Annotated in this window: 23 protein-coding genes; 7 read left to right on the top strand and 16 right to left on the bottom strand. The window is 62.0% G+C overall.

The window, feature by feature from the left end; all coding sequences use genetic code 11:
- Window positions 1-55: 55 nt before the first annotated feature.
- From VGM61_RS07170 to VGM61_RS07110, 13 genes are all read right to left on the bottom strand, one after another.
- Window positions 56-1,141, bottom strand: coding sequence for an EscU/YscU/HrcU family type III secretion system export apparatus switch protein (locus tag VGM61_RS07170; protein ID WP_331522069.1), 1,086 nt, complete (start codon window positions 1,139-1,141; stop codon window positions 56-58).
- Window positions 1,138-1,935 (bottom strand): type III secretion system export apparatus subunit SctT, encoded by a 798-nt coding sequence (gene sctT, locus VGM61_RS07165; protein WP_331522068.1) that lies wholly within the window; start codon window positions 1,933-1,935, stop codon window positions 1,138-1,140. Before sctT ends, VGM61_RS07170 begins: the two co-directional genes overlap by 4 nt.
- Window positions 1,932-2,195, bottom strand: a complete 264-nt coding sequence (locus VGM61_RS07160; protein WP_331522067.1) for an EscS/YscS/HrcS family type III secretion system export apparatus protein — start codon at window positions 2,193-2,195, stop codon at window positions 1,932-1,934. The genes sctT and VGM61_RS07160 overlap by 4 nt, the downstream gene beginning before the upstream one ends.
- Before the next feature lie 4 nt (window positions 2,196-2,199).
- Complete coding sequence (locus tag VGM61_RS07155; RefSeq protein ID WP_331522066.1) at window positions 2,200-2,862, bottom strand: EscR/YscR/HrcR family type III secretion system export apparatus protein; 663 nt, start codon at window positions 2,860-2,862, stop codon at window positions 2,200-2,202.
- A 4-nt stretch (window positions 2,863-2,866) separates the two neighbouring features.
- Window positions 2,867-3,793: a FliM/FliN family flagellar motor switch protein gene (locus VGM61_RS07150; protein ID WP_331522065.1), complete on the bottom strand. Its 927-nt coding sequence runs from the start codon at window positions 3,791-3,793 to the stop codon at window positions 2,867-2,869.
- Window positions 3,790-4,350, bottom strand: a complete 561-nt coding sequence (locus VGM61_RS07145; protein ID WP_331522064.1) for a hypothetical protein — start codon at window positions 4,348-4,350, stop codon at window positions 3,790-3,792. Before VGM61_RS07145 ends, VGM61_RS07150 begins: the two co-directional genes overlap by 4 nt.
- 506 nt (window positions 4,351-4,856) lie before the next feature.
- Window positions 4,857-5,300 carry a hypothetical protein gene (locus VGM61_RS07140; RefSeq protein ID WP_331522063.1) on the bottom strand — a complete coding sequence of 148 codons (444 nt, stop codon included), beginning with the start codon at window positions 5,298-5,300 and terminating at the stop codon, window positions 4,857-4,859.
- Window positions 5,284-6,516: a FliI/YscN family ATPase gene (locus VGM61_RS07135; RefSeq protein WP_331522062.1), complete on the bottom strand. Its 1,233-nt coding sequence runs from the start codon at window positions 6,514-6,516 to the stop codon at window positions 5,284-5,286. Before VGM61_RS07135 ends, VGM61_RS07140 begins: the two co-directional genes overlap by 17 nt.
- Window positions 6,517-6,575: 59 nt before the next feature.
- On the bottom strand, window positions 6,576-6,920 hold the full coding sequence (locus tag VGM61_RS07130; protein WP_331522061.1) for a hypothetical protein: 345 nt from the start codon (window positions 6,918-6,920) through the stop codon (window positions 6,576-6,578).
- Window positions 6,921-6,973: 53 nt separating this feature from the next.
- On the bottom strand, window positions 6,974-9,040 hold the full coding sequence (locus VGM61_RS07125) for an EscV/YscV/HrcV family type III secretion system export apparatus protein (protein WP_331522060.1): 2,067 nt from the start codon (window positions 9,038-9,040) through the stop codon (window positions 6,974-6,976).
- A complete protein-coding gene (gene sctW / locus VGM61_RS07120; protein WP_331522138.1) occupies window positions 9,037-10,053 on the bottom strand; it encodes a type III secretion system gatekeeper subunit SctW in 1,017 nt (338 codons plus the stop codon). The genes VGM61_RS07125 and sctW overlap by 4 nt, the downstream gene beginning before the upstream one ends.
- Before the next feature lie 85 nt (window positions 10,054-10,138).
- A complete protein-coding gene (sctC, locus tag VGM61_RS07115; protein ID WP_331522059.1) occupies window positions 10,139-11,800 on the bottom strand; it encodes a type III secretion system outer membrane ring subunit SctC in 1,662 nt (553 codons plus the stop codon).
- Window positions 11,801-11,804: 4 nt separating this feature from the next.
- On the bottom strand, window positions 11,805-12,611 hold the full coding sequence (locus VGM61_RS07110; RefSeq protein ID WP_331522058.1) for a helix-turn-helix domain-containing protein: 807 nt from the start codon (window positions 12,609-12,611) through the stop codon (window positions 11,805-11,807).
- Between the two features lie 273 nt (window positions 12,612-12,884).
- Between VGM61_RS07110 and VGM61_RS07105 the strand changes: the two genes are divergently transcribed.
- The 4 genes from VGM61_RS07105 (at window position 12,885) to VGM61_RS07090 (ending at window position 15,610) form a co-directional block, all read left to right on the top strand.
- Window positions 12,885-13,541: a response regulator transcription factor gene (locus tag VGM61_RS07105; protein WP_331522057.1), complete on the top strand. Its 657-nt coding sequence runs from the start codon at window positions 12,885-12,887 to the stop codon at window positions 13,539-13,541.
- Window position 13,542: 1 nt separating this feature from the next.
- On the top strand, window positions 13,543-14,220 hold the full coding sequence (locus VGM61_RS07100; RefSeq protein WP_331522056.1) for a response regulator transcription factor: 678 nt from the start codon (window positions 13,543-13,545) through the stop codon (window positions 14,218-14,220).
- Between the two features lie 65 nt (window positions 14,221-14,285).
- Window positions 14,286-15,050, top strand: coding sequence for a YdcF family protein (locus tag VGM61_RS07095; RefSeq protein ID WP_331522055.1), 765 nt, complete (start codon window positions 14,286-14,288; stop codon window positions 15,048-15,050).
- 53 nt (window positions 15,051-15,103) lie between these two features.
- Window positions 15,104-15,610 (top strand): hypothetical protein, encoded by a 507-nt coding sequence (locus VGM61_RS07090; protein ID WP_331522054.1) that lies wholly within the window; start codon window positions 15,104-15,106, stop codon window positions 15,608-15,610.
- 9 nt (window positions 15,611-15,619) lie between these two features.
- On the opposite strand, the gene VGM61_RS07085 is transcribed toward VGM61_RS07090, so the two are convergent.
- A complete protein-coding gene (locus VGM61_RS07085) occupies window positions 15,620-16,156 on the bottom strand; it encodes a hypothetical protein (protein WP_331522053.1) in 537 nt (178 codons plus the stop codon).
- A 504-nt stretch (window positions 16,157-16,660) separates the two neighbouring features.
- On the opposite strand from VGM61_RS07085, the gene VGM61_RS07080 reads away from it, so the two are divergent.
- Window positions 16,661-17,503 (top strand): cytochrome b/b6 domain-containing protein, encoded by an 843-nt coding sequence (locus tag VGM61_RS07080; protein ID WP_331522137.1) that lies wholly within the window; start codon window positions 16,661-16,663, stop codon window positions 17,501-17,503.
- Window positions 17,500-18,255, top strand: a complete 756-nt coding sequence (locus VGM61_RS07075; protein WP_331522052.1) for a molybdopterin-binding protein — start codon at window positions 17,500-17,502, stop codon at window positions 18,253-18,255. The genes VGM61_RS07080 and VGM61_RS07075 overlap by 4 nt, the downstream gene beginning before the upstream one ends.
- Window positions 18,256-18,264: 9 nt before the next feature.
- Here the strand turns inward: VGM61_RS07075 and VGM61_RS07070 are convergent, their stop codons facing one another.
- Complete coding sequence (locus VGM61_RS07070; protein ID WP_331522051.1) at window positions 18,265-18,516, bottom strand: GIY-YIG nuclease family protein; 252 nt, start codon at window positions 18,514-18,516, stop codon at window positions 18,265-18,267.
- A gap of 14 nt (window positions 18,517-18,530) precedes the next feature.
- Entirely contained in the window at window positions 18,531-20,591 is a 2,061-nt protein-coding gene (locus tag VGM61_RS07065; RefSeq protein ID WP_331522050.1) for a pyrroloquinoline quinone-dependent dehydrogenase, read from the bottom strand.
- Window positions 20,592-20,736: 145 nt separating this feature from the next.
- On the opposite strand from VGM61_RS07065, the gene VGM61_RS07060 reads away from it, so the two are divergent.
- On the top strand, window positions 20,737-21,633 hold the full coding sequence (locus tag VGM61_RS07060) for a LytTR family DNA-binding domain-containing protein (protein WP_331522049.1): 897 nt from the start codon (window positions 20,737-20,739) through the stop codon (window positions 21,631-21,633).
- Window positions 21,634-21,801: the final 168 nt, after the last annotated feature.

The following is a 21,801-nucleotide window of genomic DNA, read 5'->3' as shown; positions in this document are numbered from 1 at the left end:
CCATCGCGTTGCGGACAATACCGATATGTATTGTTCGCCTGTCGATCCGGGGCAGCTATAAGAATTCGGCTTTATCTTCAGAGCTTTCGAGCCCCTCCGCGTGATCCGAATCGGCTTCGCGCCGGGCGGCTTCCACTTCGCGAAGCCACTGCAACAGTCGCAGCACGGCTTCGAGGTCGCGATGATCGACGAACTGGTAGCGCCGGCATCTGGCGAATACCCTGCGCGCCAGCGCAACGTCCCTGACCACAGGAATACCGCGCTCACGCGCAAAAGCGAGTGCGGCGCGTGCCCTGGGACCTTGCTCGCGCACGGTAACGAACGCCATCGAGTGACTGCCCTCCGGCTGCAACAGACCGATGGCGATATGCGTGGGATTGCTGAGCATCAGCGTGGAGCCGCCGACATCGGCTCTGGTCTGCATGTCCAGAAGTTCCAGCGCGATCTCCTTGCGCCGCTGCTTGATCTCAGGCTTGCCTTCGTTGTCCTCGTGCTCTTTCTTGACCTCGAATTTTTCCATCTTGAGGCTGCGGATATGCAGGATGTACTCCGCGACGGCGGCCAGCGCCACGATGGGCAGGCATACCAGCAAGATCGTGACCAATGCCTTGCCCAAGGTTGCCGCCCACAGCGCGCCTGTGGCCGTGGCTGGCGCGTCAGCTTGCGCCACGATGCCAGGAAGCATCGCGCGCCAACTTACCCAGATAGTGATGACCAGGGCGAGGGTGTAGGCCATGGCGCGCAGGAGTTCTTTGACGGTCTTGATCGAGAAGAGGTTCTTGAATCCCTGCACCGGATCCAGGCGCTTCAGATCGATACCCAAGGCTCCAGTGGCCAGCCTCGCGCGACTCATGAACAACGACACTGCCGCCGTGGCAACGCAGCATAGGGCGATCAAGGGGCCGGCGGCTTTTAGCCACGCCAGAAGCAAGGCACCGGCGAAGGTGCGCAGCGGCATCGTGAAGCCACCGGCGACAACCTGACGGAACACGGTAAGAACGGGCGCGAAGGGCTGGGTATTGGCCAGGACCGTGCAGCCTGTGGCCAGTACGGCTATCACGACGAGATCGCGACTATTAAAGCTCTTGCCTTTCTTTCCTTCGTCCTCGAGGCGTCGCTGGGTAGGCTTCTCCGATTTCACGGCGCACCGTCGCGTAGCAACCGCGTGGCATCGACCTCATCGAACGACCACGGAAGGTGACGCTGGGCCATGGGCCCAAAGAGGAATGCCAGAGCCAGGAAAGCCACGAACGACTTCACGGCAAGCGACACCGAGAAAGCGTTCATCTGCTGCGCAAAGCGTGACAGGACACCCAGGAATACTTCCATGATGAACATCAGCAGCATCGCCGGGGCCGCCATGCGCAGTGCAGCGGCCAGCAACTGCCCGATGATGGCTGTGCTTTGTGTTAGCGGAGGCAATTCGAAGCGGCCGACCGGCAACAGCTGGTAACTGGCCACCAAGGCTTCCAGCACGGCCGTGGCACCCCCCCATGCAAGGAATAGCACCGCCGCGAACATATGCAGCAAGCTTGAAGTTTCTGACGATTCAATGCCGTTGAATGGATCGATCGAGCTGCTGATGGTGGCTCCGCGCTGATTGTCCAGCATCGCGCCCACCGCGTGCATTACGTGGAAGGGCAACGAGACGACCAGCCCCAGGGCCAGGCCTACCATACCCTCAAGGGCCGCACGCCAGCCGAAGGTGAAGATGTCATCGGCGATGGGAGGAGTTGCACCCAGGCGTGGCCAGATACCGGCAATGCAGACGAATGCCACCGCCACGCGCAGCATCCGCATCGGCATGGTGCCAGCATCCAGGGAAGGTACCCAGGCCATGAAGGGAATGGCACGCGCCATGCCCAACGCCATGGTGTGTACGCTTTCAGTCGCCTCGTGCGTGAGGCCCCATAGCCCGGCCACGGCATCGCTCATGCATGCGGCTCGAGGGCGCGAGTGAAGGCAAACCTTGCGAACGACATCAGCTCGCTGCCGAACCAGCCTGACAATGCCGCAAGGCAGGCGCAAACGGCGATCAGTTTGACGCCGAATGGCAGGGTCTGCTCCTGTAGTTGGGTCACCGTCTGCACGAGGCCCACCACCAGGCCCACCAGCGTGGCAACAGCCACCGGCACGCTTGAGAGCAGCAGGATGACCCAAAGCGCCTTGTTGCCGGCATTGACTAGTTCGTCCATAGCGCTAACCCGGCATGTCCAGGTATTGCCTGATCAAGCCTTCGGAAAGAAGGGTCCACCCGTCGATCGCAACGAAGAGGATCAGTTTGATCGGCGCGGAAATGGTGACGGGACTCATCATCATCATGCCCAGTGCCAGCAGGATGCTGGAAATGACCAGATCGACCACCACGAACGGGAGATAGAGATAGAAACCAATACGGAAGGCATCTTTGAGCTCACTCAGGGCGTAGGCAGGCAACAGCGCCAGCAGCGACCGTTCGCTGGCTGGACGCAGTTCGCCTATGGGCTCATCAGCGCTATTGGGCTGCTGGGCCCGCTCGAAGAACCTGGCCAGTTCCGGATCGGTGTAGCGCGCAAGATATGACTTGTAGCCGCCAAGCCCGTTGTCGATGAAGTCGGTTACGGCATCGACACTGTCGAGCTTGCCGCCGGTGTCCTTCCAGGACTCCCACGCGTGTGTGGCCACCGGTTGCATGACGAAACTGGCGAGCATCAGTGCTATACCGTTGATGACCATGTTCGACGGCACCTGCTGAAGGCCAAGGCCGTTTCTTACCAGTACAAACACGACGGAGAACTTCAGGTAACAGGTACCCACCGCGATGATGAAGGGTGCCAGCGACGCAAGCGCCAGCAGCACCACAAGTGGGATGTCGTTCGGCATGGCGCTAAGGTGCGGCCATCTGGCTGATCTGTATGGCCAGGCCGTCGCCGGCCTGAACCAGTTCGCCTGTTGCCAGGAGCTGTCCGTGGATTCGCAACTGCACCGATGTCCATGCGGCGGAATCCAGTGGGATAACCGAACCTGAAGCCCAACCGGCCAGTTCATCCAGGCTGCAGGAGCGTTGCGCCAACACGACATCGACCCTCAGGGGAACACGATTGAGGTCAACGCTGGTGTCGGTGACGGTGGTGTCGCCATCGAGATAGTCAGCTTCGACAGCACGATTGATGAATTCGTCCACGATGAGGCCCTCCTGGCCCAGGCTGAAAGTAAAAAGGGTGTGCAGCCCCGTAGTGGCAAGGCTTCGCTGCGTTTGCAGAAGCAGCACGTCACCGACGCCAAGGCGCGATATCACCGGGGGTTTAAGCCGCGTATGACCCAAGTGGAACTCAATGGCAACGCTGCCACGCCATGAAATCAGCTGGCCGCCCGTCGCTATAGGCCATTGCCATCTGCCATGGATCAGGGCATCCCCTTCCGATGAGGGAATGACGGGCAGGTGCTCGGCGACATCCGGCCGAAACACGCCAGCCCAACGTGCTTCGGGTGCGGGCATACCGCGGGGCATCGACAATCGCAGCGGATCAGGAATATCCGCAACCAGTCGTTCTGCCATGTCCGTGGTGACGCTTCCCCAGCCGATGTGCGCCAGGGGAGGCATTCGCGCCTGCGCCCAAGCCTGGGCATCGATCAGACAGGTTGCTTGGTCCTGGCCATGCGCGCTAAAGCGCAGGTAGGTGCGGCCGATGGTCGTGGTCTGCCAGTCGGGCACATGTCCCGCCCGTCGCCAGCGTGTGGTGACCTCGGCGATGCGGGCAGCGTCTTTGTCAGCAGCACGAAGACACGCAAAGCGACGGCCCGGCATGCTCATTCGGGATCGTCCTGTGCCTGTTCTCGCTGCTGGCGGTGGTCGTCCCGCGCATCGCGACCCATCGTCCATTGAGGACTGCCTGGCGTTTCGAGCAATTGTTGACGAACCTCCGGCGTGGATGGGGTGAGCATGGCGGGGCCGTTCAAGCCACGATTGAAATGCGCGGTAACGGTATGGTCGCCACTCCCCCAATGGAAAGGCACGATGAGCGTGGGAGTTTCAGAATTCGAAGCGGTACGTGCCGCTGGCATCGCTGCACCCATGGCCTGTCGATGCGGGGACGGTGGCGTATCCATCGGCATTCGTACCTCCGGTGCCTCACGCGCCGGCCCACGGGACCAGGGCGCACCCATCATGGTCGTCGCCTGTTGCTCATCCGCAACGCTTGCGCATTCCCCGGAATCGAGAGTTCCCGTCAATTTTTTCGCGGGATCGACGCTTCCAGTATTCACCGTTCCAGCGCTGATGGCATGTCCTTGTTCGTCTCCGAGCTGGGGGGAGATTTCGATAGAAGCTTCTGAGAAGCCGCGCAACCTGGAAGCTGACGGCGCTTCCATGGTCGGTTGCCGCCGGAAGGAACAAAGCTCGTCCACACTCAGCGGCGTGTCTGTTGTACCAACGAGTCCCTCGTAGCGTGGCGGTGGTTCGCTGCCGCCATTCGATGCTGGCGATGGCGGCACGCCCAACAAGGCCATGCCTGCCGAGGACGTGGCATGGGCGGAAGCACGGTCGGCTAGTTGGCCGTAGGGAAACGATACAGCCGATATTTTGCCACCAGCCGTAGCACCGATAAGACCTTCCTGTCCGTCACGCCCTGCACGCACAACTTCAGCCATCCATGACGGTGAAGTGTGCCTTGGTGGAAGTAACGCTGATTGAGAGTGCGGTGTTGGTTCCTCACGGGCTTTTCGAAGGCGACGCCGCTGCGGCTTCGATTCGATGTCTGTCGTTATCTCGTCTCGCCGAAAGACGCCATCGCCCGAGGCTTCCAGGCGTATCGCCGGGGAAATCACCTCTGTGGACTGATCGGTGTTGGCACGTACGGCATTCGGGGCAAGGGGAGTCACACCTGACATACGAAAGCTTCCTGTGAGGCAATTTCTTCGCGACGCGCGCGATCACGACGACGATCATGTTCCATGCGCGACCGGCATGCCTCGAACTTTTCCCGCCGAGCGTGATGACGATAAACCTCCGCCCATCGCTGGACCGCCTGCTCCTGCAATGAAGCAGCTTCGTCCTCCAGCGCGCGCGCGTGGAGTTCAACTTCGGCACGATGGGCTTGCATGACTGCCACACTGCGCAGGCGTGCAAACAGGCGGGGCCGATCCAGTTGAAACTCGGGCATGAGTCGTGGTGGTGGGCTTGCCATGTCCTGGCGCAGCTCTCGTGCTTCGTCGAGCTTTTCCTCGCTCTGCTTCGATGCCTTGGCGGCCAGAAGCAAAGCGGCTTGCTTGCGCTGGTCGCCCATGTGCACAAGGAGGGCCAATTTATCGTGCCAGAGCATGAAGGTCCTCCACGAGATCGGTCCATGTGGCCCGCTCGCCGGGCGCCTGGCGAAAGTAGCTCTCGGCTGCCTCGCGCATGCCCATGGCGCGGTCGTCCTCGCCATTGCGCCCGGCCTGGTATTCACCAAGTTCGATCAACAGGCGCAGATCTCGAATTCGTGCCAGGCGCTTGCGGACGATCGCGGCGGAATGCGCGTGCTCGGCATCGACGAGTGCTGCCTGCAACCGGCTAAGGCTATTGAGGATATCGATGGCCGGATGCTGGCCCTCCGCGGCGAGTTTCGAGGACAGCACGATATGTCCATCGAGCAGCGAACGTAGCTCTTCGGATACTGGATCGATCTCGACCTCGTCTTCAACCAGTGCGGTATAGAACGCCGTGATACTCCCACCCTCCACATTGCCTGCGCGCTCCACCAGGCTTGGAAGCACTTCGAACACGGAAGCGGGATAGCCTCGTCGCGCGGGCGGCTCGCCTGATGCGAGCGCGAGATCGCGCAGGGCCCGGGCATAACGGGTGAGGGAGTCAACCACCAACAACACGTTCTTTCCCTGGTCGCGGAAGTACTCAGCGACAGTCGTAGCTACCAAGGCCGCGCTAACCCGATCGGCGGGGGCGGTGTCGGACGTCGCCTGTACGATCACCGTGCGCGCCGCCCGGCCGCCTCGTTGGGCTTCGGCAACGAACTCGGCCACTTCGCGGCCGCGCTCGCCCACCAGGGCGATGACGGTGATGTCAGCATCGGCATGGTCGAGGATCATCTTCACCAGTGTGGTCTTGCCCGTACCTGCAGTGGCGAAGATGCCCATGCGCTGGCCGCGACCACAACTGAGCATGGCGTCGATGGCGCGAACACCTGTTGGCAGGCATGTGGAAACCGGTCGCCGTCGCTGATACGCCGGCGCGTAGGCATGCACAGGCCTGCGTTCAAGCGGCATTACCTGAGGACCGGATGGGGCAAGCCGCTCTACGATGGAGCCGCCGCCGTCCAGCACTGAGCCCGCCACGTCCGCAGATAGCACGATATCCAGCGGACGGGCGGTCGGGGTTACCAGTAACCGACGACCAAAGCCATGGCTGGCTCCGAGCACGGTCATGGTTGCCAGATCCGCGTTGAGCGCCGTGACCTGGGCGCGTGCCAATACTTCACCGGTGCGGTCATCGCGAACGTCGCACCGTTCGCCCAATACCACACTCGGCAACGGCACCTGCATGGTGGATCCGCGCACCGTCGTGGGGTGCGCGGACCGCCGAAACAGGCCTGGCGTCGTTTTCACTGCAGGATATCCCGCGTGCGCGCCGCGCGCAGGAAAAAACCTTCGATGCTGGCGCCGAGATCGGCAGCGCTGGCAAGGCTATGCGGCGACAGGATGCACCGAAGTACGAGCTTGCCTTCGTCCTCGCCCAGTTGAAGTTGCCCTGTGCGCGACCACGGGGCGGGCTGGACGAGTTCGGCAAGGAGCTTGGGGGCCGCGTAGTCGAACCGCGCCATGGGTTCGTTGGCCACGATGTTCCACATCCAGACGTCACCGTCGATGGCTTCGACAAAGAGATCACCGATGTTGTCGAACGACATCGCAACGGTGGAATGAGTGTCGAAATCCTGGAAGCGATTCATATCGCAACCAAGCCAGGCCAATGCATTCCGAAGCAATTCGGTGGTTAATGAGGTCATATGCTCTCTACAATGTCGATGGTGATGGTTTCCGAAATTTCGCCAAAGGAAAGAACGGCCACATCAGGCAAGCGAAGTTCAACGAATCGCTTGACGAAGCGGCGGATATCCGGTGACGTAACGATCAGTGCGCTGCCCATGCGTTCCTGAACCGACTCGACGACCAGGGTGATGCGCTGAATAACTTCCTGCGCCCGCGATGGCTCCAGGCTGAGGAAAGCCTCGCCCTGGCTCTGCCGGACCCCGTTGCGAAATATTTCCTCCAACGCTGGGGACAACATCACAGCGCGTATCGATCCCTGGTAGGCGAACTGGTCGGAAATGAAGCGGGACAGCGAGATTCGTACATGCTCGACAAGCATGATGGTGTCCTTCTCGCGACCGGCCCACTGCGCCAGGCACTCAAGCACGATCTTGAGGTTTCGAATGGATATCTCTTCGCGAAGCAGGCGCTGGAAGACGTCGGCCAGCCGCTGCATGGGCATGTGCCGATAGGCTTCCTTCACCAGTTCGGGGTATTTCTTTTCAAGATCGTCGAGCATGTTCCGCGTTTCCTGTACGCCGAACAGTTCATTGACATTGCGCAGCAACGCTCGTGCAACAACGCGGAACATGACGTTGAAGTCGTCCTGCCAGGACATTCCGAGCAGGCCAAGCTTGTCTTTGGAGTCAACCGGCGCCCAAAGCTGCGGAGCCTGGCCGTTGGGCTCGACTCGAAGCAGCATCGGCTCGATAGGCTCCATGTCGTCGCCGGCCCCTAGCAACAGTACATGCCCAGGCACGACAATGCCGCGGGCGGCCACCACCTCATTGACCAACACCACCAAGGTGTTCTCGCCGGATGCAGCCGCACGGCGAACTGCCAGCTGCGGAAGACGCATGCCGTAACGCAGGAAGAACTCTTCGCGCAAGCGATCGCTCCACCGGCCGGCATCCCAAGCCCGGCCGGTGGCGTCGTCCACCAGGCAGATCAACGGCATGGTCTCCGTGAGCATGCGGTCGACACCGCCACGCTTGCCCGGCCCAGCGAGCGCGTCGGCCCCGGCAGGGTCGCCGTCCTCAATGTCATCGGTTTCCACTGCTTGTCTACCGCGTCGCTGCCGGGCGTACCACAGCGCACCTAATGCTGCGGCCAGTAGTGCAAAGACATGAAAGGGAAAGCCCGGTAATACGCCTACCAGAAGTACCAGCACAGATGAGATCAACAGCACCGGATCGCTACCGAATAGCTCACCAACGATGCCATCACCAAGATTCTTGGAATCACCTCCCACACGCGTGACAATGAAACCCGCGCTGACGCAGATGAGCAAGGCGGGAATCTGCGCCACCAGACCGTCGCCGATTGTGAGCAGTGTGAACGTATGCATGGCCTGGTCGAAGCTCATCCCCTGCTGGGACATGCCTACAGCGATACCACCGACAAGATTCACCAGAAGAATCACGATACCAGCGATGGCGTCGCCCTTAACGAACTTCATCGCGCCGTCAAAGGAACCGTATAGCTGGCTTTCCCGCTCCACTTCGCGCCGTCGCGCCTGCGCACCGGCGGCATTGATCGTTCCGGTTTTCAGGTCGGCATCGATGCTCATCTGCTTACCGGGCATGCCATCGAGCGAGAAGCGGGCGGCAACCTCGCCGACGCGCTCGGAACCCTTCGTGATCACGATGAACTGCACGATGGTTACGATGAGGAAGATCACCAGGCCAACAGCGAGGTTGTCGCCGATCACGTAATCGCCGAAGGCCTGGATGATATGGCCGGCATCGGCGTCGAGAAGGATCAATCGGCTTGTACTTATGGACAGGGCCAGCCGGAACAACGTGGTGAATAGCAGAACGGAGGGAAACGTCGAGAAATGAAGGATGCGCTCGATGTAGAAGGAACTTAGGAATATGAGGATCGCCAGGACGATGTTCAGCCCGATGAAGAAATCTACCAGGGGGGTGGGCAGCGGAATGACCAGCATCGCCACGATCATCGCCATCAGCGCGACCAGTGCGAGCTCCGGCCGTCGTGCCCAGGCCAACGAATCGCGCAGGGATGCGGGGGCGGCACTCATCGCAGGGTCACCGCAACGCGTTCGGGCTCGTTCTTCCGCTCGGCACGATGTAAGCGATCAGCCAGGTGATCCAGACCGGCGATGGCATCAGTGAGGTAATCCTCGTGGCGCCACAGCTCTCGCGGCAGGGCACGCAGCGCGCCGGTCACCCTCCGCAGGAGCCTGCCTTTGCAGTCGTTGTCCAGTGTCAGGCGTGCACCTGCGAATGCGCCGTCGAAAAGAGGGCGCATCGAACCGCCGTTGCGCACTACCTTGAACAGGGCGCGGAGCAAGGCTTCCTGGCCAAGCTGGATACCCTGCATGATCTTCTCGTCCCACGCCTGCCGTAGAAGAATGCCATCGGCCGAGCGTAACGTGCAGAGCTCGCGCACGCGACGAAGGATATTGCCAAATTCGAGGCGCGAGCAGCTTGGATCCAGACTGTACATATCGGCGCTCACCGCATGCTCGAGGAAGTCAAGCACAAGATGGCGATCATCAAAACCGTAGTCGTCGAACCATTCCTCGTACTGAACGGTGGCGTGGTCCTCGCTCGCAAGGAATTGACGATACGTCTGGCGCAGTTCCCGAGCCAACCGCGGCCGCCGCTTCCGTGACCTTCGGGCGAAGGCGCGGCTTTCGGCAGCTGCGTTGATGCCGGCACGGATTTCCCGCGGTGATTCCTCGAGCAGCATATCGGCCAGGCGCAGTAGTACATCGCGGCGCGACTCTTCGATGTCCGGCTCGTCGGCCAGCATGCGCAGCACCAGTACGGCATCAGAGGGATCGGGGAACCAACCGAGCAATGCGGCATGGATGTCTTCGGGCGACGCCACGCCGGCGATAGCAACCCTCAGTTGAGCGTAGCGCCCAGGTGCATCGTCCTCGAGTACGCGGTCGGCCCAGGCCGACGCGTCGGGATCAGGCGATCCCCGCCCGTCGGCGCGCCGGCGTGCCAATGTGGCCACCAGAGCGGACAAATCGTCACTCATGGATAATTGCTGGTGCATGGCTCCGGAGGACTTCGCCGGCATGCGCGCCCGGCCTTCTTCTCGGGAAGCGGTTGCCGCTGCGCGTTGGGGCGGCACGACGGGAGGTAAATGACCTGCGCCGTGGATGCTACTCACGGACACCACCTCCACCGCGGCGAATGGCATCCACTTCGTCCACCACGGAACGCCCCACAGGCGGCGCCCATACCTCACTCGATCGCGCTGAATCGAGGGGATCGCTCGAGGCGATCAGACGCGGCTGGATGAGAAAGACACGCGCCATTTCAGTGGATATGCGCTCGCGCGAACGAAAGAACCGCCCCACCAGCGGAAGACGACTGGCGCCAGGCACCCGGGAGTTCGCGTGGCCATCCTCGCGACGGGTATAACCACCCACCAGAAGGCTGAAGCTCAAGGGAACCCGGGCCACGGTTTCGATGCGCGTGCGCCCGACCAGGGGCAAGCCATCGACATCGGCGCCGGGGCCGCGCGTTGCGGTACCGTCCTCGATGCGAAGCTGCATCTCGATATTTGAATCGGCATCGATCCTGGGTACCACGCTCACCAGCGTTCCGTAGGTGATGTCGTTGAGCGAGCTGGTGCGCTCGCCGACAGTGCGTGCATAAAAGGTATTGTTGTTATCGAAAACGGCGGGCACGTTCTCCTGGGTAAGCACAACCGGTCGTGATACGACCGCCGCCTGGCCCTCGGAACTAAGTGCCTTCACCGCCGCAAGGAATCGCGCGCCCTCCTGGCCGTTCAGTGACGCTGGCTGGTTAAAGCCAATGCCAAAACGACTGCCAAGATTGGCGGTACCCCCCCACGAGACACCAAGCTTGTCTAGGTCGTCTTTCCGCAAATCGACAATCCAGAGTGACAATTCGATTTGCCGCCGCGCGACATCGAGTTGTGCCACCAGCCGCTTGACCAGTTCGACCTGGGCAAAAGTGCCCCTGACCACGAGACTGTTGGTCTCCGGATAAGCCATGACCACCGCCCCGCGTGATGGCGACGCCGGAAGGTCGCTGGCAGGCGTCTGCGGTGCGCCGGAGATTCCAGCCGGTGGTTCCCCGACTGGCGACGCGGGGATGGATGAAGGTGCAGCCACCGGCGAGGGCGAAGTGGCAAGCAGATTGTTGATGACCTCCGCCACGCCCGGAACACGCGTCGCACTGCCGCGCGTGTCAAGCGTGCGGCCATAGACGAAACTGTTCCGAAGCGGGATGACCTCGATCCGTTCTGCGGCTTGGTCGACATCCCTGTAAAGCGAATCGATGTACTCGGCAGCGTGTACCACGATGTCGACATAAACAGGCGGGGCAGAAAGATAAAAGGTACCTTCCGCACCGCCTCGTACAGGATACCTTGGGTCGGCAAGACCTGCCTTGCGCAGGAAATCAGCCAGGTTATCCAGAGAGGCGCTTCGTAGCTGCCCGACGGTATTGCGCGATTCGGATGCGTCGTACACGTACAGCGACTGCCCATCGTCGTACCAGATCAAGCCGAGTTCGCCACTGATGCGTTCAAGGAGTTTCCGGGGTTCACTCAGGTCAAAGCTTCCGCTGAGTTGTTTTTTTCTCGCCTTGGCACTGATGATGGGCGATCTTTCTAGTGAATTCCCAAGCGTCTGCAACAGGGTTGCCACGCTTTCACCCCGCGCCACGAAACCCTCGGCGAAGGGAAGGTCGGCGTGAGCCGTTATGGATGTACCTTCCAGAGGCGGCTGAGCGCGCACGGTAGCCATGCCCGTGAACAAGACGACCAGAAGAAGCAGGATGCGAACTGACATGACCTTACCTGCCGCAGATGGAACGAGGATAGATATCGCGCGGCGAAAGGCCGGTCAGGCTTTTGATGTCGGCCGAGAAGTGCGCCGACGAGGCAAATCCGTGGTCCTCGGCCATGCGGGTGAAGGACCTCGGGCGTCGCGAAGCATCTAGAAGCGACCGTGCGGCCCTGAGAAGACGCAACTCCGACTTGAGCGCACGACCAAGCGCCGCGTGACATTTGCGACGGAAATGCGACGGTGACAGACCGTAGGCCTGACCCAGGTCCTCGATGGTGACCGACGCATCGGCGGACAACAGGAACCTGATGAGGCGGTAGCTTTCCGTGGTGCGAGCGAGCTGAACGAACTCGTCGAGCACGGGATTTGACTCGACAAGCCCGCGAATGACGACGTCGTGCAGTGCCTGTGCGTCTTTCCCTGGCGAAGGGAGACTCGTGGCGCTGGCTATAAGCAGCGGAGGCTCGGGCATGACGCTCACCCCTCGCCCGGCATCTACATAGGCAAGCAGCTTTACCAACGGTGCGGCGCTGACAGGAGCCAGGGTGATTGCAAGGGTCCCTGTGCCGCGCACCTGCAGCGTCGTGGGAACGGCAGCATGCAGGAAATAACTCCCATGCAGCGCCATCCGCCGGGAAGTACCCGTACCTGCAAGGGTTGCCACGGCGTGGTCCGCCACAACACATATAGCTGTATCAGCGGGAATGGCGAGCGTGTCCGCGTGCGCGATGGCGTGAGTCGACTGTAGGGACATGGTCATGAAATTCCTCGTGGAGATCGACGCGCCGTCGATGGGCCGGGAGACGAGGAACATAATCGCTGTTGATTGCTCCGATCTCCATCGGAACTGGATCAAAGCTCGCATTCAATTATCTGGACGACGCAAATTGAGTCCAAGGACGACACGCTATTGCGCCTACGTCGGTAGTCCTATCCGATTGAAGAAGAGGAGCATGGAGCTTGTTCCACGCGACGCGCCCCATCGATCGATAGGAATCGTCTCATGGTGACACCAGCCTCAGCCGCATCGGCGGTCTGTCCGTCCACGGAGCCTTTAAACTGCCGCGCTGCCATGCCAGGGAACACCATGCCACTGAATGTGGTCGTCGCCGACGACCATCACACCATCCGCGCCGGCATTCGGGCTTATCTCGAAGTGCGCGGGGTGAAGGTCGTGGCCGAGTCGGCCGACGCCGACCACGTTGAATTGCTGCTGGACACCACCGCTTGCGATGCCCTGCTTACCGATTTCACCATGCCAAGCCAGGTGTACCCCGACGGGTTTGCCTACCTCGACGCCATCCGCTCGAGCCATGCGGAGCTCCCTATTGTCATCGCCACCATCACCCCGCGACGCTCCCGGCTTCGACGCATGGCGGCGGTGGCGGGCGTGAGCATCGTCGACAAGACCGAGCCCCTGGAGGAAGTCCTCACGGCGCTTCGACACGCCGCCGAAGGGCGGACCTATTTCAGTCCCGCCCTCGAGCGGTTGCTTGACGACGCACATCGGCCCGCCTCTGGCCTGCTGACCCATCGCGAGCAGCAAGTCCTCGAACTCATCGGCATGGGTATGAATGTCTCAGAGATAGCAGCCATGCTCGACCGACACATCACTACGGTGAGCACGCAGAAGCGATCGTTGATGAACAAACTGACCTTACGCAACGACCGCGACATCGTGGAGTACTTACGCGACCGTCATCGCTGGGGGGTTGATTCATTCCCCGAGCAGGAAGGGTCCTGACATGCGAACCGGCTCAACACGCCGCCGCTCGGCAGGCACGCGCATCCGTGTCCTTGTCGCTGACGACCATCCGGCGGCGCTACTGGGCATTTGCGCCACACTCGAACGTTCGGGATCCTACACCGTCGTCGGCCAGGCTCGCTCAACGGATGAACTGATCGAGCTCGTTGAGACCATCGAGGCCGATGTACTGCTAACGGACTTCTCCATGCCCCTTGGCAATGAGGCCGACGGTTTGCATCTATTGAGCCGTATTCTTCGGCAATTCCGCAGTTTGCGCGTGATCGTTCTGAGCATGGTCCGGCACACGGCCACGCTGAAGGCCATGCTGCGCATCGGCGTCATCGGCCTCGTTGACAAGCATGGCCCCCTCCGGGACATCTCCGATGCGATCGATCGCGCGATGGTCGGCCGTGTCTTCCTCAGCCATGCATATGCTTACCAGCTTGACCCCACCGCGTGTCGAACACCACGAGCGGACGACCTGCTCTCGGCGCACGAAGTTGAGGTGATTCGTCGCTTCGCCGCCGGTACGTCACTTGCAGAAATCGCTGTACTTCTGCACAGGAGTCGAAAAACGATAAGCCGTCAGAAACGCGACGCGATGCGTAAGCTACAACTGAAGTCTGATACCGAACTCATCGACTACGCACGGGCCTGGGGTTTCGCCACTCCCTGACGCGCCGCTTGATCCTGTACGGGAATCCTGTCAAATAGGAGGCTTGGCTCCAGGGGTGTCGCGGCATGTTCGTATTGATTATTGTCCTGGCGTTCGCCGCTGCGGTCGCTGTCATCGGTCGGCGCCGGCGCCTTGCCGCATGGCTGGGCTCTGCCAGCCTGGTGGCTTTGCTGGCAGCCGGATGCGGTTTGCTTCCGCAGTGGCTGGCGATCCGATTGCAGGGCAACCCACCGACTACGGTGAGTACCTGGGGCCAGAAGAATGTCATTGTCCTGCTGGGCGCGGGCTCGGCGCGCAAGCCTTTCGGGGGTGTCGAGGCGACGATCCAGGCCATGCCGCGAATCGTTCGCGCGGTAACGCTATTACAGGATTGTCGACATCAACAGCGAACCTGCCTGCTGGAAATCAGCGGCGGCGACGCCGAGAAGGCCGGCCGGCCGGAGGCTGACATCTATCGGGACATTGTGGTTGGGCTGGGCGTGCCGAACGAATCCCTGCTTCTTGAACGCCACAGCCTCAACACCTTCCAGAATGCGCAGCTCAGTGTGCCGGTACTCGAACAAGCGCGGCCCGACACCATCGTTCTGGTGACATCGGCGATGCACCTGCCGCGCGCCACCTTGTACTTCGAACATTTTGGCATCCCGGTTTTGCCGATCAGGGCCGATTACACATCGACTGACTTCTCTATTATCCCGACATCGGGAAACCTCACACTCACTGACGTACTTTTGCATGAGTATGTCGGCGTACTCCGCTATCGACTCTACGAAGCCATGGGCTGGAATGGCAAGCCCACAAAATATGATGATCGCGGCATGACGCATTAATATAAGCGCGCCGCTGTCAGTCCTGACCCAATACGTCATTCACGGGAGGAACTATGACGACTCCAATCACGCATCGCACGTCTTCTGCCAACGGATGGCTCGGAGTGTTCGGCTCAGCAAACAGGCGGACAGATGAGTCCGCCGCCGGCAAGAAAGATGTAGTCCGCCGACTCACAAGCGTGACGCAGGTCGGAACCGCGGATCATCCGGCAGGTACCGACACCCGAAATACTCCTGTAGATGAAGCGCGCCGCTTACGTGAAATACGGATCTCGCGCGCCATCGACAGTGTCCCGATAGACATGGCGCCGCGTTTGAAGCCCAAGTTCCTAGCGTTGCGGATCATCGGCGCCGTCGGCGAGGCCGACATGCAGTACGCACTCGACGCCATTGACCGCGCTTGCGCCTACATGACGAGTGGGCACCCCGTTGCGGCGCGCGACATGTTGCAAGAGGCACTTAATAACTTACCCCTGAACAGGGAGGCCGGCGGGCCCACGCCGCCGGCTGCACGTTACCCCGTTGCGCCGGAGTGTCCGGTAAGAGGCCCCAGCGGCTGATACAAAGCCTTACTGCTGCGCCTGCTTCATCAGGTCGGCAATCTGCTGGCGATGGGATTCGACGAAGGCCACGTTAGCCGCGTTGACCTTGCTTTGGTCGATGTACTTGGCCTGCTCTGGATTGGAGCGGGCCTGGATAGCCATGGCGGCGTTTGAGATGGCCAGGTTCACCAGGAGGAATTCGCGCGGAGTGAAGCCGTTCTTCTTGATCAGCGGGCCAATACGCGGATCCGACGCGGTGACCTGACCGGCGAGGTCGTCCAGGCTGTGCACCTTGGAAGGGTCAACCGCGCTCTCGCTGGGCTTGATGTTCTGCGCCCGCGCCTCCTTGGTGGCGGCCACCAGGCGATTGAAATTGTCGTCGGTGAGGTTGTACTGGATGATTGCCTGGCGATCAGCCTCAGGCAGGGTATGAGCTGGCTGGGCGGGGGCGGCCTGCGGCGCCGGCTGCGGCGCCGATGCCTGCGCAAAGGCGGCGGGCATGGCGGCAAGGCTCGTCATCAGCACCAGCAGGGCAACACTGGACGCTTTGTGAATCGAGGTCATGAAGGGCTCCGTCAGTGAAAAGGGGTGGGATTTGCCGACGAAGGGTCGCCAATCGGGGGTTAGTATGGCGTAAACCTCCCTGGGGCCTCAGACGCAAGCATGCTTCCCATGAGCCCATCTTTGCTGCCCGGGCATTTCGCCCAGTCGAAAATAGCTGACTCCCCGTTAAACGCGATAGAGTGGCTGACCCTCATCGAAGGCCGTGGCCGCAAGATCGTGAAGTGGACCCAAGCGTGTTTCGACGGATGAAGGGGCGATGGCGCCAGGCCTGGCGGCGGACGCCTCGGTTGCCGTTCACACGCCGGCCTCGTGACGCCGCCGGTGATTTCGATGATGCGTCCTACGACGGGGGGATGTCCGGTGGGCGCTACGTGGCCCTGGCCTTGGCATTGGTGGCCATCGCCTTGATTGTCCTTTCCATCGTAGGATGGCACCGTCCATGAAATGGCTCGGGCCGGTCCCGGGTCATCTGATGGGACCTGCGTGGAGTCTGCCTTGACCGTGATGGAAACCACTCGCGAAAACACCTCCCCCGCACGTACAACGCGCCTGGTGTATCGCCATCGTTGGCCGCTGCGCGTGATGCACTGGATCAATGTGCTGTGCCTGACCATTCTGCTGATGAGCGGCCTGCAGATATTCAATGCACATCCATCCCTAAGCCTGGGCCAGGCCAACAACGACAACACCGCCTGGCTCGCCATGGGGGCACGAACGGACGCCCAGGGTGTGCCGCATGGCGTGACGCGGATATTCGGACACATGATCGATACCGACGGCCTGCTGGGCACGTCGACTGTCAACGGCCGGCAGACGGTGCGGGGTTTCCCGGCCTGGGCCACCCTGCCCGGCCCACAATGGCTGTCCATGGGCCGGCGCTGGCATTTTTTCTTTGCCTGGTTGTTCGTGATCAACGGCCTGGCCTATGTGGGCTGGTCGTTGGCTACGCGGCACCTCCAGCGTGACCTTGCACCCACCGGCGATGACTGGCGGGGGTTCGGGCGTTCCATCCTGGACCATCTGAAGTTCCGTCATCCGAAAGGGCAGGCCGCGCTGCGCTACAACATCCTGCAGAAACTGGCCTATCTTGGGGTCGTCTTCGTGCTGGGTGGGGGCATCGTGTTGATGGGCCTGGCCATGTCGCCGCGCATGGATGCCGTGCTGGGCTGGATGGTGGATCTGGTTGGCGGCCGGCAGTCGGCGCGGTCGTGGCATTTCCTGATTGCCTGCGGTTTCGTGGTGTTCGTGCTGATCCATGTGTTCGAGGTGATCGTCACCGGCGTGTTCAACCAACTGCGCGGCATGATCACCGGATGGTTCCGCATCGACGAGGACGACAAACCATGACCGACCGCCGGCGCTTCCTGCGAAACCTCGGCCTTGCCGCCAGCGGTGCGTTCCTCGCCGGCTGCAACCGTATCTCGCAAAGTGAGTCGGGCTCGCGCGTGCTCGAAAGCGCCGAGTGGCTCACCCAGCGCGTGCAGCGGATTCTGTCCCCGTCCACCGCCCTGGCCCGGGAATTTACCGAGGCCGATATCTCACCGGTATTCAGGCCCAACGGCAGCATCATGCCGCAGACGGCGCTTTACCAGTCATTGATGAAAAACCAGTTCCGGGACTACCGCCTGGGCGTGGAGGGATTGGTCGACCGGCCCGGTGAATTCTCCATCGATCAATTGCGCGCCCTGGGCGAACGCACGCAGATCACCCGCCACGACTGCGTGGAAGGCTGGAGCGCCATCGGCAAGTGGCAAGGCACGCCGCTGGGCGCCTTACTCGCCCACGTGGGCGTGAAGGACAGCGCCCGCTATGTGATGTTCCATTGCTTCGACGAATGGGGCGCAGACACGCCTTACTACGAAAGCATCGACATCACCGAGGCACGCCATCCGCAAACGCTGCTGGCGCATAGCCTGAACGGTGCGCCGCTACCCGTGGCCAATGGCGCGCCCCTTCGACTGCGGGTGGAGCGCCAGCTTGGCTATAAGCACGCCAAGTACCTGCGCAGCATTGAAGTGGTGTCGAGCTTCGAGGATATCGGCGACGGCAAGGGTGGTTATTGGGAAGACAACGGCTACGAGTGGTACGCGGGGATCTAAAGCCGCGAGTCACCCGCCCTGCAGCAGCCATGCCAGTTTCGCCTCCCGCGGCAGGCGCTTGATCTGCCACTCCGCGCGCGAAGCGGCCGCGCGATCTGCGAACTCACGGCTACCGAGCAAGCGCAGCGGCGGATTGGCCCGCGTATAGCGGGCTCCCTTTCCTGCCGCATGCGCCGCATACCTTGCCGGCACGTTATTGCTGATGCCGGCGTAGTACGCGCCGTTGCGGCATTCGATCAGGTAGAGCGACCAGGCTGGCATGGCCCATAGCTTACTTAAGCCCGTGCGCGCCTGCGACGACGCCTGCGCCAGGCCACGATGAGCGCGACCAACACCACGATCAGCCCGATCGCCACGACCACATTGGCCGCAAAGCGATGCTGGAACACCAGCGAAGGCCCCTGGCCATCGAGCGTGTACGCAATGATGTAGTCACCCGGCTTGGTACCAATGCTGCCATGCCCGCCCGCGGCTATCACCACGTATTCCTTCCCACCGACGCTGTACACCGAGGGCGTGGCATTACCCGCCGCGGGGAGTTTCTCTTCCCACAGGGTGCGGCCGGTATCGGTGTCGATGGCGCGGAAGCGCTCATCGATGGTAGCGGCAATGAAGGTAAGGCCACCGGCCGTGGTCACCGCGCCGCCGATGCCTGGTGCACCCACTTCCATCGGCAGGCCTGTCTTGGTTTCCAGCGTACCCAGCGGGCGCTGCCACAACACCTTGCCCTGGCGGAGGTCCACCGCCACCATCTTGCCCCACGGCGGCGCAGTGCACGGCACACCAAGCGGCGACAGGACAACCCCGCGGCGCAACGCATACGGCGCGCCTTCCATGTCATTGAACTCCTGGTGCGGGTATTTCGCTTCGTCTGCATCTTCATCGCGGTTGTCATAGGCCTGGCGCGGAATCAACGCCACCTGCATCGGCAGGTCCATGACGAAGGCCACCGCCACCTGCCGGACCGGATCCACCGACACCCCGCCCCAGTTGATGCCGCCGGCCCAGCCGGGTGACACCAACGTGCCGCCCAGGCTGGGCGGCGTAAAGATGCCCTCCGAACGCAGACCATCGAGCTGCCGCGCACAGGCATCCCGCTCCCATGGGGTAATGCCCCAGGCATCGCGGCCAGTCACACGGGCCGTTTTGGCCAGGCGCAGGGCCGGGATCGGCATGGGCTGGGTGGGCGAAGCAAGTTCACCGGGTACGTCCGATGCAGGCACCGGCGTCTCGGTGATCGGAAAGATGGGCTCGCCATTGCGGCGGTCGAAAACGAAGAGGAAACCGGTCTTGGTGCCCTGGATCACCACGGGCCGACGTCCGGATGCCGTGTCGATGTCGGTCAGCACCGGCTGCGATGCCTGGTCGTAGTCCCACAGATCGTGATGCACCAGTTGGCGACGCCAGGCCACCTCGCCCGTGGCGGCATGCAGTGCCACCAGGGAATCGGCGTCACGGTTATCGCCCGAGCGCATGGCGCCGGAAAAGTCCGGGCTCGACGAGCCTGTCGGCACGAACACCAGGCCGAGGGCCGGATCCACCGACAGCGGTGGCCAGGCATTGCCGGCGCCGGTCGCCGCGGCCTGGGCGGGATCCCAGCCGTTGGCCACGGCGCGGGCTGCGTCGCGTGGTACGGGATCCCAGCCCCAAAGCGGCTTGCCGGTGCGCAGGTCATAGCCGCGCACCACGCCCTGTTCCTGCTGCACGGCATTGTTGTCGCCGATGGACGAGCCGACCACGGTGATGTCGCCGATGATCGCCGGCGGCGAGGTCTGGGCGTAACCACCCTTGTGGCGGAAGCGGATGCCCTCGCGCAAGTCGACTTCGCCGCCCTGGCCGAATCCCGCGCAGGGCTTGCCATCGGTAGCGTCGAGCGAGATCAATCGGGCATCCGGGGTGGTGAAGACAATGCGGCGCCGGCAGGCCGCGCCTTCGGAGGCCTGGCCATCGACCCAGGTGCTGACCCCACGCGAGGCGAGGTCCCCATACCAGGCGTGCTTCATGATGTGCGCGTCGTAGGTCCACAACGGTTTGCCGGTAGCCGGGTCCAGGGCGAATACTTTGCCGGTGGCCGTGGGGACCACCATGCGGCCATCGACAACCAGCGGGTTGGCCTCGAAGGTCAGCTTCTTCTGCTGGTACATGGCCTGGCCAAATTCGCCCGTGCGGAATACCCAGGCAATGTGCAACCGACCCACGTTGGTCCGATCGATCTCCTTCAACGGGGAATACTGGCCGCCGCCGGGAGCGCCACCGTAGGCAGCCCAGGGCTGGTCGGCGGCGGCTGCGATCATCGGCATCAACAACATCACGGCAAGGGTGGTTCGCAGGCTCATCGTCAGCTTCCATGGGGACATGGGACGAAATATGCCGCGCCGTCGCGCCGGCGCCAGGCCCCAAGTGATGAAATTCCCGCTATCAGGGATAAGTGGCAGCTCCTATGGGAGGAACCGGCCCCTGCCGCCGCCTATACTTTCGTCCATGAACACTCCAAGCCCTGCTTCGTCCACCCTGCTTGACCACTTCCTGCGTTACCGGTCCGCTACCGCCGCCGTATTCTGGTTTTTCATTTTCGCGACGAACGCCTGGGGCAACACGGTAACCACCCAGTTGGACATCGCCCGCGTGCATTTGCCCATTGCCGATTGGGAAGTGGCTTCGTGGGAGTGGTCCAGCTCCATGGTGATGTTTTGCCTATTGCCGGGCATAGCCTGGCTGGACCGGCACCTGCCCCTGGCATGGGGCCGCCTGCGATGGAGCATTGCCGCGCATGTCGCTGGCAGCGTGGTCTTCAGCCTGGTGCACGTGGTGGGCATGGTGGCCGTGCGCCACGTTGTCTACGCCCTGTATGGCCGCCATTACGATTTTGGCGATCCGCTGTCGCGCTTCCTCTATGAGCTGATCAAGGACGCCCGCTCCTACTTGCTGATCCTGGTGGTGGTGCACATGTACCACCAGCTGGTGTTGCGGGCGCAAGGCGAAGCCAGCCTGCTGGACGCGCCGGACGAGGGCCCGGCGCTCGAACCGGTCGAGCGACCCACGCGCTTCCTGGTGCGCAAACTCGGCAAGGAATTCCTCGTGGCTGCCGCCGACATCGAGCGGGCACAGGCCTCGGGCAATTACGTCAACCTTCGCGTGCGCGGCCGCGACTATCCCCTGCGCAGCACCATCGGCGGCCTGGAAACGCGGCTGGATCCCTCCCGGTTCCGTCGCGTGCACCGCAGCAGCATCGTCAACCTCGACCACGTGGCGGAAATCGAACCGCTCGATGGCGGCGAGGCCCGCCTGCGAATGAGCGACGGTGAACGTGTCGGCTGCAGCCGGAGGTATTTGCCAGCACTAAGAAAAAGTGCAGTCAGTGAGGTAATTCACACCTAGACTGCATGTGGTCAGCGGGCTAAACGGAAATACGGTTCTGTTCAGGGAACCTGATCCATTAGAACGTGGCAGGTATCGTGTAGGCGATACCCACATGCAGAGCCCCACGCTTTCCCCAGAAGTGCCGGGCGCGAACGGATGACGCAGATGCCTATGCACGGCAGCTTC

It is taken from the genome of Pinirhizobacter sp., assembly GCF_036499745.1.
In the GTDB taxonomy this organism is placed as follows: domain Bacteria; phylum Pseudomonadota; class Gammaproteobacteria; order Xanthomonadales; family Rhodanobacteraceae; genus Pinirhizobacter.
The sequence above is the reverse complement of the archived record's forward strand: the minus strand, read 5'-3'. Positions and strand labels throughout refer to the sequence as shown.